This window comes from Bacteroidetes bacterium SB0662_bin_6 (assembly GCA_009839485.1).
In the GTDB taxonomy this organism is placed as follows: domain Bacteria; phylum Bacteroidota; class Rhodothermia; order Rhodothermales; family VXPQ01; genus VXPQ01.
Map to the genome: position 1 here is coordinate 114,097 of VXPQ01000047.1, position 16,108 is coordinate 130,204.

The following is a 16,108-nucleotide window of genomic DNA, read 5'->3' on the forward strand; positions in this document are numbered from 1 at the left end:
ATAACCCCCATACCCCTCCGTACGTTGGCTTATCCGTATCCTTCGCTCGGAACCAATTCGTTGAGCAGGTGCGCGTTGGTGGGGGATTGTTGGAGATGGCGAATCAGCGCTTGCATGGCTTCGATAGGAGGCCGCGAATTGAGTGCCCGGAACAGCCTGTGATGCTGATCTATTGCATCTCCAATAAGTCGTTCTTCGTTGCGTGTGCCGCTTTTGCGCAGGTTGATGGCCGGGAAAATGCGTTTGTCGGCCATTTCCCGGTCAAGCACGATCTCCGAATTGCCCGTTCCCTTGAATTCTTCGAAAATAACGTCGTCCATACGGCTGCCTGTCTCGATAAGCGCCGTAGCCACGATGGTGAGTGATCCTCCATCCTCGATGTTGCGGGCAGAGCCGAATATCCGCCGGGGGATCTGCAATGCCTTCGCGTCCAGGCCGCCGGAAAGCGTGCGTCCGCTTCCGGACAGGTACAAGTTGAATGTTCGGCCCAGTCTCGTCAATGAATCGAGCAGGAGCACCACATCCTTTCCCATTTCCACGAGGCGCCGGGCATATTCGAGCGCCAGGGTGGAGACACGCACATGATTATCTTCTTCCCTGTCATTCGAGGAGGCGAATACTTGCGCTGCCGTGGCCCGCTTGAAGTCGGTCACTTCCTCGGGGCGCTCATCGACCAGCAGCGCCACCAACGCTACGTCCGGGTGATTCTGCGTAATAGCGGCGGCCATTTTCTTCAGCAGGATCGTTTTGCCAGTTCGGGGCGGCGCCACGATCAAGGCGCGTTGTCCCTTGCCGATGGGGGACACGAGGTCCACGACGCGCATGGAAATGTCCCCGGGCGCTGTAACCAGTTCCAGTTTCTCATCCGGGTAGATGGTTTGTCCGGCGTCGAAATCGGGTATCTCGGCCCAGGCTTCGGGCGGCATGCCCATCACGCTGTCGATTCGGGCTACCTGCAAAGCGCCTTTTCGCCCCGGCCGCAGGGTACCTGTCATGAGGCATCCGTCCCGAAGGTGAAATTTTCGCACCAGTGGCGGCGATGTAAAGGGGTCGCTGTTTCCTTTCGGCAAATCCGGGCGAAAGGTCCGGATGAAACCGAATTTTTTGTCCCCGATCATTTCGAGGAGACCTTCAAAGCGTTTTTCCGACATGAAATTCAGTCAGTTGACGAGGGAAGTATACCCAGCGCATTGCATGCAACCACCCTGTCCGCCAACAATAATTCGATGCAGGGTAGGGAACGCGCGCGACGCGCTTCGTACATTTAATACCGCATACGCCATGCGGCGGGAAACCGATAGATGAAAAGCTCGACGAATGATTCGACGAACGATCGCAACCCGGTTTCCAGGGCGTGCGGCCCGAAAAACGGAAAACCCGGAGTAAAGATGGGATGTACAGAACTCCAACATCATAGCAGGGCAATGAGTTCCGAATCGTCATCGCAAGCACAAAACGGCGCCGAGGCCCCCGGGTCGTACGGAGCGGAAAGGCTGAGTCGCATCATGACGGGCAGCGCATCGGCCCCCCCGGTTCTCCTTCTTCACGGATGGGGAAGCAGCGCGGACCATATGGCCTCGATAGCCCAGGACCTTGCTTCGGATTACCGGGTAATGAACGTTGACCTTCCCGGGCACGGTCATTCGCCCACCCCCACTGAGGTGATAGGGATACCGGAGCATGCTGCCCTTATCAAGGAAATCATCGATACGCACATCGGGGAGCCGGTTACGATAGTGGGGCACTCCAACGGAGGTCGGATTGCACTCTACATGGCTTCGCATCCACTCTATAAACCACTCATCCGTCATCTGGTACTTGTCAGCCCCTCGGGTGTCACGCCGGAACGGTCCGTCGGGTACTATGTCCGGCGAACCATCGCAAGTTTGCTCAAGGCCCCCTTCCGACTTGTGCCCGAGCCGCTTCGTGCCCACGGACTCGACTGGCTAAGGCACTCGCTCGCGTGGCGGGCGCTTGGATCGTCGGATTACCGCGCCGTCGAAGGCATCATGCGCAGCGTATTTGTTCGCATGGTGACCTGTCATCTCGATGAGCATGTACAGGAAATCGAGGTCCCTGTACTACTTTTTCGAGGCGATCGGGATACGGCTATATCACAACGGCAGATGGAATATCTTGTAGACGCCATCCCCGATGCGGGCCTTGTAGTACTCGAAAATGCGGGGCACTACGGCTACATGGACGACTTCGCCACGTTCATTGCCGCAACCCGCCACTTTCTGAAAAACAGCCTGCTGAAAAAGCCTGCTTAAGACAGCCTGCCGAAAACCGGTTTGCTGCCAAACACCTGACGCCGCACCGGGTTCCCCATGTTCATCATCGCGTTTCTTACTGTCGTTACGACCCTGTTCGCGGGATGGCGCGCGGCGCGGCGGCTGCGCTATTTTCTGCATGTCTTCCAGTTACACGGCTACAAGTCCGGAGAATTCCGTGCCTGGGTTGTCCATCGTTTTCGTACGCTCGTATTCCGTCTCTCACACAAACTTGCACTTGCAGAGTTGGTTCTCGTAGCCATCGCTGCCGCTTTTTTCGCTCCGTTTCCTGTCGCCGCTGTGGCGTTGCCTCTCTGGGCGGTTACCTTCGCCTCCTCGCGCCGCTACCGGAGCGACCGCGAGAAAAAACCCCTGAAGTATACCAACCGGATGCAACGCCTGCTGGCGACCGCTGCCTTGCTGGCGATTCTGCCCATTGCAGGGGGATTATCTATCTGGCTCCGGGGCGATCTCGCCGACCTTATCTGGTATCTGGCGGGCCTGTTTCTGGCGGATTTCCTGGCGCCTGCCTGGGTGCTTGCCGCCGCCGCCCTGATGCATCCTGTGGAACGACGTATTCGCGAGGGTTTCAAGCGGCAGGCCCGCCGCCGGCTTGGCAGACGGTCCGACCTGAAGATCGTTGCCGTTACCGGGTCTTACGGGAAAACGAGCACCAAGAACATCATCGGAAATATTCTTGGACTGCGTTACCAGACCCTCATTACTCCCGGTTCCTACAATACGCCCATGGGTCTTTGCCTCGTCGTGAATAACATGCTGCGGGCGGAGCATCAGGTCCTCGTGCTTGAAATGGGTATCCGTCACCCCGGCGATATGGACGAACTGTGTGGTCTGGTTCGGCCCCATATCGGCGTAGTGACGTCAATCGGGATTGCGCATCTGGAAAGCATGGGAACCATCGACCGTATTGCGGACGAAAAAGCCCGCATGATCGCCAACATGGATGCGGAGGGTGTGGCTGTTCTTAACATGGACGATGATCGGGTGGCGGCGATGACGGAGCAGGCCCGCGGCCGGATATGGCGCATTTCCGCACAGGGACATCCGGGGGGCGATCTTGCGGCCTTCGATATCCGGTACGACCATCGCGGAACGTCCTTTCTTGTGCGCGACAGGAACGGAACGGAGCAGCGTTTCCGGACCCGGCTTCTCGGAGCGCACAACGTAACCAACATTCTTCTGGCGCTGGCGGTCGGATGCGGGATGGGGTTGCGCTTGCGCCAGATGACGCACGTCGTGGAGCAGATCGAACCTGTTCCGCACCGGCTTCAGTTGCGCCGGGAAGGCCCGGTGACCATCATCGACGACGCCTTCAACGCCAATCCGGTCGGCGCGCTGAACGCCGTGGAGATACTTGGAACGTTCCGCTCGGGGCGTCGCATCATCGTAACGCCCGGCATGATTGAACTTGGCGAGCGGCAACACGAAGAAAACCGCTTGCTGGGCGAGCATATCGCCGATCATGCGGATCTTGCGCTGCTCGTGGGTCGCAAGCAAACGACCCCCATCAGGGAGGGACTACAGGCCAAAAATTTCCCGGCGGAAAATCTGCACGTCTTCGATGCCTTGCGGGATGCCCAGGCCTTTCTTGCATCGTTCCTCCGCGAAGGAGATGTCGTGCTCTACGAGAACGATCTGCCGGATCAGTACGACGAATAGCTGCCGGTATTGCTATGGTTGCACAGTCCAGGCTTCCTTCGCAGCGCTTCGAGTACACGCTCCGGCAACAAGGCTACGAACGCCTTGCCGGCGTAGATGAAGCAGGGCGAGGATGTCTGGCGGGTCCGGTCGTCGCTGCTGCCGTGATTCTTGCTCCCGACGTACACCTTCCGGATCTGACCGACAGCAAACTTCTCTCGCCTGCCATGCGCGAAAAGCTGGCCCGATCTATCCGGGCAAGTGCGTCAGGCATCGGCGTCGGCCTGTGTTCGCCCCAGGAAATCGATCGTCTGAATATCCTGTGGGCGGCTATGGAGGCCATGCGGCGCGCGGTTTCGAACCTGGCCCCCGAACCGGACTACCTGCTGATCGACGGGAACCGGTGTTTTCCCGATGCAAGGCAGCCCTTCGAAACGATCGTACAAGGGGACCGCCGGTGCCGTGTGATTGCAGCGGCATCCGTGATTGCGAAGGTGGAGCGCGATCGCCTGATGCACAGGCTGCATGATGACTATCCCGCCTATGCGTGGAAGGCGAATGCAGGGTATCCTACAAAGCAGCACTATGCGGCGCTTGCCCGGCACGGCCCGACCCCGCACCACCGCCGTTCGTTCCGGCTGGCCTGAAGGAACACTATAGGAACCTCTGATTAAATCCGCATGGGCGAGGACCTTGGGACGCGCCTTTTCTCAAAACATAAACGTGCGGTTGGCCGCGAGTTTGCAGGATATCCCGGGCCCGATGTTTTGTTCGAATGCGCGTCCCAAGGTCCCTTTTCCCGGTTGCGATTTTGCGGTTCGGCGTTGGATGGTCTTGTTGCCGCGCTCCAGGACCTAAGCCGGCTCTTACTTCCCGCCTTGCTTTTCCAGCGCTTTCATAGCTGCTGAGACATTGTTATCCACAGGTCCCATCTCCACATCCAGCACGATGTCAGCCTGTTCGTAGAACGATTCCCTTTGCGCCAGCAAGGCCGCGATACGTTTACGCAGGGAGGCTCCGGACAGGGGGCGGCCTTGCTCATGCAGCATGGGCCGGGATGCGGCCCGTTTTTCAAGTCGATCCGCCAGATGCCGGGGCGTCATGCGGAGATAGATCAGGCACCCCTGTGCCTTTACGAAACGCAGGTTTTCTACCCGGCTGACCGCACCGCCTCCAAGCGCAATGACAACCCGCTCGACGTGCGATACCGTGTGTAAGTGCTCGGCTTCGAGGCGCCGGAACGCTTCTTCTCCCTGATTGGCAAAAATGGTCTGCACCGTGCTGCCCGCCGCCCGCTCGATATTTCGATCCAGATCGACAAAGTTATACCCAAGCCGGTCCGCGAGGCGAGGTCCGAGGGTGCTCTTGCCGCTCCCCATAAAACCCGTCAGATAGATGCGCGTAGGAACGGTCATCGGGAATGTTCCGGGAATATATCCCGGTCTGTTTTAACAGGCCCTGGGGGAAAGACTCCCCGGCGCAGGTGTGGGGTAATACCGGCGGCGCCACCGAACGATTCCTGAGGTAGACCGTCCGGTCTACCGGCGGCGCGTCCTGACCGGCGCGTGCAAAATACGATATCCGCCGATGCGACGCGCATACGATGCCTGTATACCGCATGACGATAGAATACGACGGCGCGCCTTTTTCCGGATGGCAAATCCAGCCGGGCAGGCCGACGGTGCAAGGCGCGCTCGAGAAGGCGCTCGCCACAGTCTTGCGCACCCCGACAGGGATTGTCGGGGCAGGTCGCACCGACGCCGGCGTACATGCCCGGGGGCAGGTTGCCCATTTTCTTGTGGATACCTCTCCGGGCGAGGTCCACATAGATACGCACCGCCTTCTCGCTTCCCTGAACGGTCTGCTTCCCGACGCCATCGCTGTCCGCACGCTCACCATGGCTCCCGACGGCTTTCATGCCCGCTACGATGCCCGCCTCCGGCGCTACCGCTACTACATCGCCACCGGATTCCGCGCGCTGGATCGGCATATGCGCGTACATATCCGACCGGAACCGGACTTTGCGCGCATGCAGGCCGCTGCCGATACCCTCCTCGGCGAACACGATTTCGATACGTTCTGTCTTACGCAGTCGGAAGCAAAGAACCGTGTTTGCACCCTGCACGAGGCGCGCTGGACGCACGAATCAGACGACGGGGACGCCTGTTTCGAGATAACGGGAAACCGGTTCCTGCACGGTATGGTGCGCGCGCTGGTGGGAACGCTGCTGGAGATAGGGCACGGCAAGCGTCCCGTAGAAGATATGGCGCGCCTTCTTGCCCGGAAAGATCGTCGCGCCGCCGGGCCCTCGGCGCCTGCCCATGGGCTTGTGCTCGAAGAAGTGGTGTATTAAAAAATTTCTGCTCCTTTATTCCTGCCCGGTATCCTGCATCGCACGCGCCACCTGTTCCACATCGGACCAGACGCGCAGTGCATTTTCGCCCAATATCTTCCGGATATCTTCGTCGCTATACCCTTCCTTGAGCAAGTGGTAGATCAGGTTCGGATACATGGAGACATCCTGCATGCCGGCCGGTAGCGCAAAAACGCCGTCGAAATCTGATCCGAGCCCTACATGATCGATGCTCGTCAGCGCAACGACATGGTTGATCTGCGCCACAATGTCTTCGACCGAGCCGACCGGGTGCGCCTTACGATACTCCTCGAAACGGCGTACGTATGCTTCCGAATCTTGCTCATAGCCGGCGGTCTCTAATTCCTGTCCAATGGCTGCCCGGACAGAGTCCCCCTCCGCATCGTATTCCGCGCGCAGGAATGTCGATCCGAAGACGACCATAATGACTCCGCCGTTTTCGGCGAGGCGCCGGATCATGGCGTCGCCCATATTGCGCTCCCATCCAGGCGTAAAATGCCGGGGGGAAGAGTGACTTGCCAGAGCGGGCGCTTCGGTGATTTCCATCGCATCGTAGAATGCTTCGTCGGAGACATGCGAGATATCGACAATGATTCCCAGCCGGTTCATTTCACGAACCGCTTCTTTACCCAAATCGCTCAGGCCATCATGAACCCGGGTCGAGTCGTAGGACGAATCGCTGAGTTGATTGACGCGAGAATGCGTCAGTGTGATGTATCGAATACCCCGCTCATGGAAATATTGCAGGCGTGTAAGGTCATCGCCGATGGGGGCGCCGTTTTCCATACCCATCGGTAGCGAGATACGTCCTGCCTCGAAGTTGGCCCGGATATCCGCCACGGACCGGGCAAAGGCAAACTTGTCCGGCCACTGCTCGACAAATCCTTCTACCATGTCGATCAGCGAATCCGCCTTTTCCGCGGCTCCGCCGGTTTCCTGATAGACCGCCGGGATGTAGATCGACATGAACGGAGCGTCGAGACCGCCCGCTATGGCCTTCGGATAGTCGAAGTCTCCGCCGAAGGTTTCTTCGGAAATATTTTCATGGAACGCATCAAGCCGGTACGGCACATCGATATGGCCATCCACGATGAGGAGGGCATGCGCCAGCGAGTCGGCGCGGGCGCGCAGAGCATCGTCATCGGGTGCGGCGGGAGTTGAGGGAGTTCCGGGGTTGCACCCGGACAATATGTTCATGGCGGCAAGCAGGATACAGAACAGGACAGGGAAACTGCGCATGAAGGTCTTCGGATTGGCCTGGGTTGTTTGCGGGAATGCGTAGAATACGATATATCTCCGGTTATTGCGCCCCGTATGTCTTTTTACGCCCACATCATCCGGGCTTCGCAGCTGCCGGCTCACGCTTCCTGAGTGCTGTGATCAGGCGGCTATGGAGTCCGTCGAAGCTGCCGTTGCTCATGATCAGCGCCACATCTCCCGAGCGCAGTGTGTCCAGAAGCGGGGGAAGGAGGCGCTCCGCATTGGGTCGGATAGTTGCAGCGACGCCGCGGGCTTTGAGGATATCGCCGACGCTTTCCGCATCCAGCAGATCAGCTGCCCTGTCGTTGTGACGTACCGGTGGAGCGCTTATAAACACGGCGTCTGCCCGGTCGAAGGCCTGTCCGTACGGTTCTTCGAATATCTTTCGACGGCTTGAGTTGGAACGCGGCTCGAAAACGGCCACGATGCGGCGGTCGGGCCATCGTTCGGCGGTTGCGCGGACCGTTTCGCTTACCGCCGTGGGATGGTGTGCAAAGTCGTCCACTACAAGGACACCGTTTGCCTCGCCCAGCACTTCCTGACGGCGTTTCATTCCGGGAAAAGAGGCGAATCCCTCCGAGATCTGTGTGGGGGTGATGCCTTCGTCCAGCGCAATTGCACAGACGGCCAGCGCATTGAGCAGGTTATGTCGCCCGCTCATGGGCAAAAAAACATCCGTCTGTTCCCGGCCATGCAACAGCAGCGTAAATCGCTGCCCACCGGGAGCGGGGCGTACGTTTCCGGCGGCGATCTCCTCGTTTGCGAAGCCGATGCAGGCTACGCGAGCCCGGGTATAGTCTGCCAGCGCCCGTACTTCAGGATCGTTCCCGTTCAATACAAGAAGCCCCTCGGGGTCGACCAGGCCCGCGAATTCCCGGAATGCTTCGCGATAATCCTGCCAGGTATCGTAGAGGTCTGCATGATCGAATTCCAGTGACGTGATGACGGCGCTGGCAGGCCGGTAGTGCATCATCTTCGGACGCTTGTCGAAGTAGGCGCTGTCATACTCATCGCCCTCGATGACAAAATGAGGGCCGGCGCCGACGCCGCACGAAGGGCCGCCGTTTGCGGGCAATCCGCCTACGAGGAAGCCCGGGTCCGCCCCGGCGGCCTGCAGGATATGGACAAGCATGCCGGTGGTGGTCGTCTTGCCGTGCGTGCCGGCAATAACCAGCGGCTTCCGATCATTCAGGAAGAAGTGTGCGATGGCTTCGGGCAGGGACAACTGGGTGAGGCCCTGTTCCCTGGCGTACGATGCTTCCGGATGGGTCGGGGTGCAGGCGTTGCCCACGATCACCAGATCCGGGGGCGGATCCAGATGCTTTGCATCGTATCCTTCGAGCATGATAATGCCCGCCTCCGCAATCCGCGTGCTCATGGGCGGGTAATAGTGCTCGTCGGTTCCCTGCACCGCATGCCCCGCGTCCTGGAGAAGTCCGGCGAGGGATCCCATGCCGGTACCGCAAATCCCGATGAGGTGTACGCTTGTTATTTCATCCGGTGCGGGAGGAGCGGGCCGATCGAATATGCGAAGATGTGCATCGGCGAAGTCGCTTAACCGTTTCATGCGTCGCTACCGGCTCTTCCGGCACATCGGCTCCATATTTCATGCGGCGTTGCCGCTCTCTTATGTGGCTGGGGCACACTGCGCTCGCGGCGCCTGGCCTGGCAGGAAAATAGGCCCCGCAGAGCGCCGCTGCATAGTGTTAACAAGACCCTAGTCCTTTTCGCTGCCGGCTTCCTGTTTGCGTCCGAAGATGCTCCTGAGCCTGTTTGCGAGCGAATCGAACGTCGAATACATCACGGGTACGATGACGAGGGTCAGGAACGTAGCGAAGACCAGTCCGCTGATGATCGCCGTGCCCATCGGGCCCCAGAACTGCGTATTCTCGGAGCCGAACTGGAAATTGGGGCGCCATTCCGTCAGCAGCCCCACGAAATCGATGTTGATCCCGAACGTGAGCGGAATAAGGCCCAGTATCGTCGTCAATGCGGTCAGGAGAACCGGTCGCAGGCGCGTGGCGCCGCCTTCGATAATGGCAGCGTGTTTGTCCATCCCCCGATCTCGCAACTGCATGATGTAATCGACCAGAACGATATTGTTGTTCACGACAATGCCGGCCAGTGAAATAATGCCGATGAACGTGAACAGCCCGAACGGTGTGCGTGTAAGGATGAGACCCAGCAGCACCCCGATCAGGGAGAATCCTACGGCCAGCATGATGATGAAGGGCACCGTCACTCTATTGAACTGCGCCACCATGATCATAAAAATGAGCGATACGGCAACCAGCAACACCGTGGTCAGGAAAGCAAATGATTCTTCCTGCTCTTCGCTTTCGCCGGTATAGGTCATCGCGTACCCGACCGGCAGGTTCGCTTCGTATTCGGTCAGATACCTCTGCACGCTTGCAAGTACCTGCGGGCCGGGTATGCCTGGCGCGGCGCTTCCCGTCACCGTAGATACGCGCTGCTGGTCGAGGCGTGTAACAGACCCGAGGCCGCTGCCCACATCGAAGTCCGCCACGGCAGTGACAGGGATCTGGTTGCCTTCGTGAAGGACCGTAAGGTTCTTGATGCTCTCCAGACCGGCCCGGTCGGCTTCCCGAAGCCGTACCGTGATGTCGTATTCGTCTTCGCCTGTACGGAATTTACCTGCTTCGACCCCGTTGATCGCTGCGCGGATCGTAGTGGCGATGTTGCTGGTGTTCAATCCAAAACGGGCAGCCCGCTCCCGGTCGATATGAACCTGCATTTCAGGACGCCCTTCATTCAGGTCGTCGCTTACGTCCACAAGTCCCTGAATTTCGCCGCTTTCCACTCCCTCCACAAGCATCTGGCGCACTTCGTGGGTGATTTGGCGGATCATTGCGAAATCTTCCCCGGAAATTTCAATATTGACAGGCAGGCCGGTTGGGGGTCCCAACTGGCTTTGCTCGACCGTAATGTCCGTTCCGGGAATGCCTTGCAGCCGGTCGCGGATCTTCGAAAGCGTCTCGGTGCTTGCTTCCTCGCGATCCGCATAGTCCGCAAGATTCAGTGTGACCCGGGAAACTTCCGAACTTTGCGCTCCTCCTCCGAACATAGCGTCACCGCCTACCCCGACGTTGACCAGAACGCTTTTAAGATTGGCTTCCGATTCGGGCGTATTGTCGAGCAGGTTCAGGATACGGTCGTGTGCAGTGGCTGCTATATTATTACTGGCGTCCACATTGGTGCCGAGCGCCCCCTCCAGGGTGACCCATACCTGACGGGGGTCATTTTCCGGAAAGAACTCGATCCCGGTAGGCGCCAGCTGGAACACCGTAAAGATGCTTATAAAGGCGCCCATGGCGCCGGTCAGCAGACGCGCCCGGTTGTCTGTAAGCAGCAGTATTTTGCGTTTGCGGCGATTGAAAATCGCTCCGAGCAGGCCTGTGCCGCAAATGATGGCAGGCAACGCCATAAGATTGACGATGACGAAGAAAGGAATTTCCTGCGGACCCAGCCTGATGAGAAACAGGATCACCAGCATGACGCCGCCGAAGATGAGACCTGCGCGTACGCTTTTCCAGCCGCCGAGAAATATGCTTTCGAGGCAATGCAGCATAGTGCCGAGTATCCCAAGCAATAGGAAGATGATCCCCGGTATCATAAGGAGCAGGGCGGGTCCGGACAGCCCTCCCGCCACGGGGCTTCCCACGCCCGCCAGCAAGCCGCTTCCGATCAACAGAACGAATCCGGCGGTCAGGGAAGCAAGCGCCCCGGTGTTGCGCAGCCAGGGTCGGCGAACGTTGTAATCCCGGTAAAGCATCCAGGTAAGGAGCGATCGATAGGTCGTTATGATGCGCGGCAGGAGTTTTTGCGCGAAATAATCGCCGATCGGCTTGAAGCATTTTGCATGGATCCATATTACCGCCGGGATGGCGATGGCGAATACGACCAGCATCTTGTAATTGGCAAGGCCCATCAGCACCGCGAGCAGGAGCAGGACCAGTAGGCTACCGAGTCGAGTGCTTCTCCGGGATTTTTTACGCTCTTCCGATTCAAGCCGCACAAAAATACCCGTGATTACCGGGTTGATGATCAGCGCCACGAAGAGGGAGGCCGAAAGCGTGACAATGAGCGTAAGCGGCATGTTACGCATGAATTCGCCGATGATACCCGGCCAGAACAGCATGGGTACGAAGGCGGCGACCGTAGTGGCCGTGGAAGCGACGACCGGCCCGCCGACTTCGGCGGTGCCGCGCCGCGCCGCCTCGAACCGCGAATACCCCATTTCCCTGTATCGGTAGATGTTTTCCACGATGACTACGGCGTTGTCCACGAGCATGCCGAGGGCAATGATCAGACTGAACAGGATAATGAAGTTCAGTGTGTAGCCGAATGCCTGGAAAATGATGAACGAAAGGAACATGGAAAGGGGTATGGCGACGCCGACCAGGGTCGCGGTGCGCACGCCGAGGAAGAACAACAGTACGGCCACTACGAAAATGAGGCCGCTGATGATATTGTTTTCCAGATCATCGATCATGTTCTGGACATCCTCACTTTGATCGCCGGTGATGAGGATGCGCGTGCCCTGCGGGAATGCGAATTCGTCTACCGTCGCCTGAACGGCTTTCGCCGTCAGGATGATGTTTTCCCCGGATCGTTTCTTGACATTCAGGCTGATCACTTGCAGAATATCCTGATCATCCGTCCGCACGAGATCGCCATCGTCCGTTTCGGTGCGGAAGAGCTGGAGGCGAGCGTACGATGCCCGGTCCTTGAAACCGAAATCGACATCGGCGACATCACGTACGTAGATGGGTTGTCCTCCAGGCGCCTCGATGACAATGTTTTCGATCTCGTCGGGGATGTCGAACGTACCGTCGACACGAACCAGATAGTTCAGACGGTCGACATCCACCGATCCGCCCGGCATGTTGGTATTTTCCGCACGGATGGCGTCCACGATATCCATGAACGCGAGGTTGTATCCCTGAAGTGCATTCAGGTCCACATCTATTTGCACCTCTCTCTCGAGACCACCCACTACATCCACTTCAAGAACTTCCTGAATGGTTTCAATCTCGTCTTCGAGATTTTCCGCTACTTCCTTGAGTTGCGACAGCGAGTAATTTGCCGCCAGATTGACCGTCATGATGGGAAATTCATCGAAGTCGATCTCGCTGATAATGGGCTCCTCTATTTCACTGGGTAGCGTAGGCCGGGCTACGTCCACTTTATCGCGCACCTTCTGATAGGCGTCGTCCAGGGAAACGTCCGGGTTGAATTCCACGATGATGGTGGATACGCCCTGAGTGGATGTGGAACGAATTTCCTTGATGCCGTTGATTGCCTGCACCTCGCGTTCGACAGGCTGCGTGATCAGGGATTCCACATCGTCGGGACTCGCCCCGGGATATAGCAATGTGACGATAATTTGCGGAATCTCGATGGATGGCGCGGCTTCCTTCGGAATCGTTACATAGCTGTACAGGCCGCCGATGGCGATGATTGCTGTCAGGACGACAATGCTCGTACGATACTTGATCGAGATGTTAGTGATTTTCATAACTCGATAGGTAGCGTTTGGAGATCGGACCGGCGGGGGGAAATACGCGCCGCAGATCCTTTACCGGTCCATCGGTACTTCCGGCTGCTCTATAGACATTTCCCGAGATGTGGAATGCCGGGTTGCTATCTCGATCCTGTCTCCGTCGGTGACTCTCGATTGTCCGAGAACGATCACTTCGTCGCCGGGCTGAAGGTTCGTGGCCACGACGTATGCTCCAAAATCAGGTCCCGGCACGAAATTCCGCTGTACCGCAGTCGGTATTCCATCCCGGTTCTCGATCAGGTAGGCAATGTGACCGTTCTCGGTACGGATGACTGCGGCGCGCGGCACAACCAGCGCATTCTCGATCGTCTCCCGCGTGACCTCGACGCGCGCCACCATTTCCGGCTTGATGGTCCCGTCCGGATTGTTGATAACGATCTCGATCGGGAAGGTCCGGCTTTGCGGATCGACGGCGCGTCCGACGAACGATACCAGTCCTTCGATGCGGTTGCCCCGGTATGCCTCGAAACTGACGTGAACGGGAGTGCCGGGCAGGATGTCCGCGGCATACCGCTCGGGTACGCCCGAAACGACTTTGACGCGGCGGGTATTGATGAGGCGAGCCACCGTCATCCCGGGCGTGACCTGTTCGCCGGGTTCGACAAAGTGTTCTTCGACCGTACCGTCGAACGGCGCCACGATCCGGGTTTGCGCCAGCGTGGTACGGGCTTGTTCCAGGGCGGCTTCGGCCTGCGCAAGGTTCGCTCTGGATTGATTGTACTGCGCCTGTACGCTTTCCCACTCGATGGCGCTGATGACCGAGTCAGCGAAGAGGGGCTCGTTGCGTGTCAGGTTTTCCCGGGCAAGCCTGAATTGCGCCTCGGCGGCTTCGACGATAGCGCTGGCTTGCGAAACAGCCGATTCCGGCACCGAAGGATTGATTTGAGCGACAGTCCCCTCGTTGCGGACGTAGGTTCCGAGGGGTTCGACCGTGACTACCGTGCCGCTTGTTTGCGCCGATAAACGTGCGTCATCGAAGGCTTCGACCGATCCGGTGAGCTGAATGATATCCCGAAATACGGTGGGTTCGAGCACAAGGGTTTCCACGCGGATTGCACGTCCTTCTTCAACCACGGCGGGTGCGCTCCGGGCGCCATTCGGGGGTTCTGTTCCACAGCCCGTAAGGAGCATCGCGGCGCAGATAGCACACAGCCCTGTAGCAAGGATATTCCGCACAAGACCGCTGTGCCTGGGGGGCCGGGATCGATAGTCGGACGGAGTCATGAGATCCAATAAAGGAGAGGTTATTTGCTCGTAAGGCGAGGCTCCGCGGCATTCCATTGCGTCATGCCCATGGACGTTTCCAGAGCGCTCTGGGCTAAAAGATAGTCGTACAGGGCGCGGAGTCGGTTGAGACGACTCTGGTCCAACTGCTCGGAAGCGTTGCGTTCCTCGACCGGTGAGGCGATGCCTTCCGCGAGCCGGGCCCGCGCGTATTCGTAATTCAGTTCTGCTCGCTGAACGTTTTGTTCCTGGGCCAGAATCCGTTGCTGCGCGGCTTCGAGATCCCGCAATGCCCCCTGTACCTCCATGCGTATCTGTTGCCGGGTCTGGTCATATTGCAGTTCGGCCTGATGCAACGCAATGCTTCGTTGTTGCACCCGGGCCCCCGTGCGAAATCCGTTGAAAATGTTCCAGGTGAGCCGTACGCCGGCGCTTATGGCGGGATTCCAGTAGCTCTGCGAGAAAAAATCAATGGACTCGCGGCGGTAGATGAAGTCATCCCGGTTCTCCGTAACGATGCGCGTCCGATCATCCGGCACCCGGCCTATGTAACTGACACTGGCGACGGCGCTGAGTTGCGGCATATACTGTGTCATGGCCAAACGGCGGTCCACTCGCTGCAACTCGATCGCAAGGCGCGCCTGTTCGAGGTCCGGTCGATGCGCCAGCGCCATGTCGACGGCGTTTTCCGCCGACACGGTCAGGAAGCGGCCCCGCTCTTCGGTTTCCAGATTGCCTCGCAGCCGTATCGGCTGATCAACCGGAATACCAATCCGCATCTTGAGATTGTCGATTGCTTGTGCTGCGAGGCCGGCGGCCTCGACTTGTTGCGTTTCAAGATTGGCAAGCTCGACCTCCGCCGTCAGGCGCTGGAATTTCGGCGCCAGACCCTGGCTCACTCGCCGGATCGTTTCGTCGAGCGTGAGCTGCGTGCGCTCAACACTCATACGAACGACTTCCACCTGTTTCAGGGATAGCAGCGCCTGATAGAATGTCTCACGCACCTCGTGGAGAACGATTTGCCGCTGCCGGTTCAGGACTTCGTCGGTCAGATCTTTGTAATATCTTGCCCCCCGGATTCCGACAAAGACATCGGCAGAGAAAATCGTTTGGCTGAGGGAGATACTGTTCAGAAATTCGTTGGGCACCGCAAAGGGATTGGTGTCTCCTCCAAAACCGGCCCCGATAGCATCCAGTCCACTCTCCTGCCGATCTATGAATTCGTCGAAATCAATGGGCGCAGTTTCTGTATCCGTGTCTGTGCGCGCCCGTTCATTGAACGATAACCAGTCAATAAAACCGAACGAACTGAACAATCCTCCCGCTTCCGAACCTGCAAAGGGATTGGCGCTTTTCAGGTTGCGCGTATAACTGGACGTTACGTCGATAAGAGGCCATGCTTCGCCCCAGGCTTCGCGAACCTGCGCGGAAGCCTGCTCGACATTAAGGCGCTCGAGCCGCATCGCATAGTTATGAACCAGGGCAATCTGGATCGCTTCGTCAAGCGTCAGCGTGAGAGGCTCTTGCGCGCCCTCGACAGTAGTCTGCGCGAGGGTTGTTGAGGCAGGCGTCAGGCTGCCAGCGAGCAGGACGCCCGCGATCAGGATAGGGAGGCGAATATTGGCCATGGCCTTGCAAAGGGTCGCCTCATGGTCGGCCCAGATGTCGGAAAAAACCGATTCCAACAAGAGGGTACGTGGCGATTATGGTAGGGTTTCGGAAAAAAGGATGAAG

Annotated in this window: 11 protein-coding genes; 4 read left to right on the top strand and 7 right to left on the bottom strand. The window is 58.4% G+C overall.

The window, feature by feature from the left end; all coding sequences use genetic code 11:
* Nucleotides 1–29: 29 nt before the first annotated feature.
* Nucleotides 30–1,151, bottom strand: coding sequence for a transcription termination factor Rho (locus F4Y00_09675; protein ID MYE05224.1), 1,122 nt, complete (start codon nucleotides 1,149–1,151; stop codon nucleotides 30–32).
* A 354-nt stretch (nucleotides 1,152–1,505) separates the two neighbouring features.
* On the opposite strand from F4Y00_09675, the gene F4Y00_09680 reads away from it, so the two are divergent.
* From F4Y00_09680 to F4Y00_09690, 3 genes are read left to right on the top strand one after another with little or no spacing between them, the layout of a single operon-like run.
* Complete coding sequence (locus tag F4Y00_09680; GenBank protein MYE05225.1) at nucleotides 1,506–2,273, top strand: alpha/beta hydrolase; 768 nt, start codon at nucleotides 1,506–1,508, stop codon at nucleotides 2,271–2,273.
* Nucleotides 2,274–2,330: 57 nt separating this feature from the next.
* Nucleotides 2,331–3,953: a UDP-N-acetylmuramoyl-tripeptide--D-alanyl-D-alanine ligase gene (locus F4Y00_09685; GenBank protein ID MYE05226.1), complete on the top strand. Its 1,623-nt coding sequence runs from the start codon at nucleotides 2,331–2,333 to the stop codon at nucleotides 3,951–3,953.
* Nucleotides 3,954–3,967: 14 nt separating this feature from the next.
* Nucleotides 3,968–4,579 (top strand): ribonuclease HII, encoded by a 612-nt coding sequence (locus F4Y00_09690; GenBank protein MYE05227.1) that lies wholly within the window; start codon nucleotides 3,968–3,970, stop codon nucleotides 4,577–4,579.
* A 219-nt stretch (nucleotides 4,580–4,798) separates the two neighbouring features.
* Here F4Y00_09690 and F4Y00_09695 read toward each other — a convergent pair whose 3' ends face one another.
* Nucleotides 4,799–5,347, bottom strand: a complete 549-nt coding sequence (locus tag F4Y00_09695; protein ID MYE05228.1) for a shikimate kinase — start codon at nucleotides 5,345–5,347, stop codon at nucleotides 4,799–4,801.
* Nucleotides 5,348–5,535: 188 nt separating this feature from the next.
* On the opposite strand from F4Y00_09695, the gene truA reads away from it, so the two are divergent.
* Nucleotides 5,536–6,285: a tRNA pseudouridine(38-40) synthase TruA gene (gene truA / locus F4Y00_09700; protein ID MYE05229.1), complete on the top strand. Its 750-nt coding sequence runs from the start codon at nucleotides 5,536–5,538 to the stop codon at nucleotides 6,283–6,285.
* A 15-nt stretch (nucleotides 6,286–6,300) separates the two neighbouring features.
* On the opposite strand, the gene F4Y00_09705 is transcribed toward truA, so the two are convergent.
* From F4Y00_09705 to F4Y00_09725, 5 genes are all read right to left on the bottom strand, one after another.
* Nucleotides 6,301–7,545 carry a membrane dipeptidase gene (locus tag F4Y00_09705; protein MYE05230.1) on the bottom strand — a complete coding sequence of 415 codons (1,245 nt, stop codon included), beginning with the start codon at nucleotides 7,543–7,545 and terminating at the stop codon, nucleotides 6,301–6,303.
* A gap of 94 nt (nucleotides 7,546–7,639) precedes the next feature.
* Nucleotides 7,640–9,133 carry a UDP-N-acetylmuramate:L-alanyl-gamma-D-glutamyl-meso-diaminopimelate ligase gene (locus tag F4Y00_09710; GenBank protein ID MYE05231.1) on the bottom strand — a complete coding sequence of 498 codons (1,494 nt, stop codon included), beginning with the start codon at nucleotides 9,131–9,133 and terminating at the stop codon, nucleotides 7,640–7,642.
* Nucleotides 9,134–9,283: 150 nt separating this feature from the next.
* On the bottom strand, nucleotides 9,284–13,105 hold the full coding sequence (locus F4Y00_09715; GenBank protein MYE05232.1) for an MMPL family transporter: 3,822 nt from the start codon (nucleotides 13,103–13,105) through the stop codon (nucleotides 9,284–9,286).
* Between the two features lie 60 nt (nucleotides 13,106–13,165).
* Nucleotides 13,166–14,431: an efflux RND transporter periplasmic adaptor subunit gene (locus tag F4Y00_09720; GenBank protein ID MYE05233.1), complete on the bottom strand. Its 1,266-nt coding sequence runs from the start codon at nucleotides 14,429–14,431 to the stop codon at nucleotides 13,166–13,168.
* Entirely contained in the window at nucleotides 14,395–16,062 is a 1,668-nt protein-coding gene (locus F4Y00_09725) for a TolC family protein (GenBank protein ID MYE05234.1), read from the bottom strand. The genes F4Y00_09720 and F4Y00_09725 overlap by 37 nt, the downstream gene beginning before the upstream one ends.
* Between the last annotated feature and the right edge of the window lie 46 nt (nucleotides 16,063–16,108).

Excerpts from the sequence above, each read along its gene's own strand:
- F4Y00_09675 (MYE05224.1), bottom strand. The coding sequence starts at position 1,151 with ATGTCGGAAAAACGCTTTGAAGGTCTCCTCGAAATGATCGGGGACAAA.
- F4Y00_09680 (MYE05225.1), top strand. The coding sequence starts at position 1,506 with ATGACGGGCAGCGCATCGGCCCCCCCGGTTCTCCTTCTTCACGGATGG.
- F4Y00_09685 (MYE05226.1), top strand. The coding sequence starts at position 2,331 with ATGTTCATCATCGCGTTTCTTACTGTCGTTACGACCCTGTTCGCGGGA.
- F4Y00_09690 (MYE05227.1), top strand. The coding sequence starts at position 3,968 with ATGGTTGCACAGTCCAGGCTTCCTTCGCAGCGCTTCGAGTACACGCTC.
- F4Y00_09695 (MYE05228.1), bottom strand. The coding sequence starts at position 5,347 with ATGACCGTTCCTACGCGCATCTATCTGACGGGTTTTATGGGGAGCGGC.
- truA (MYE05229.1), top strand. The coding sequence starts at position 5,536 with ATGCCTGTATACCGCATGACGATAGAATACGACGGCGCGCCTTTTTCC.
- F4Y00_09705 (MYE05230.1), bottom strand. The coding sequence starts at position 7,545 with ATGCGCAGTTTCCCTGTCCTGTTCTGTATCCTGCTTGCCGCCATGAAC.
- F4Y00_09710 (MYE05231.1), bottom strand. The coding sequence starts at position 9,133 with ATGAAACGGTTAAGCGACTTCGCCGATGCACATCTTCGCATATTCGAT.
- F4Y00_09715 (MYE05232.1), bottom strand. The coding sequence starts at position 13,105 with ATGAAAATCACTAACATCTCGATCAAGTATCGTACGAGCATTGTCGTC.
- F4Y00_09720 (MYE05233.1), bottom strand. The coding sequence starts at position 14,431 with ATGGAATGCCGCGGAGCCTCGCCTTACGAGCAAATAACCTCTCCTTTA.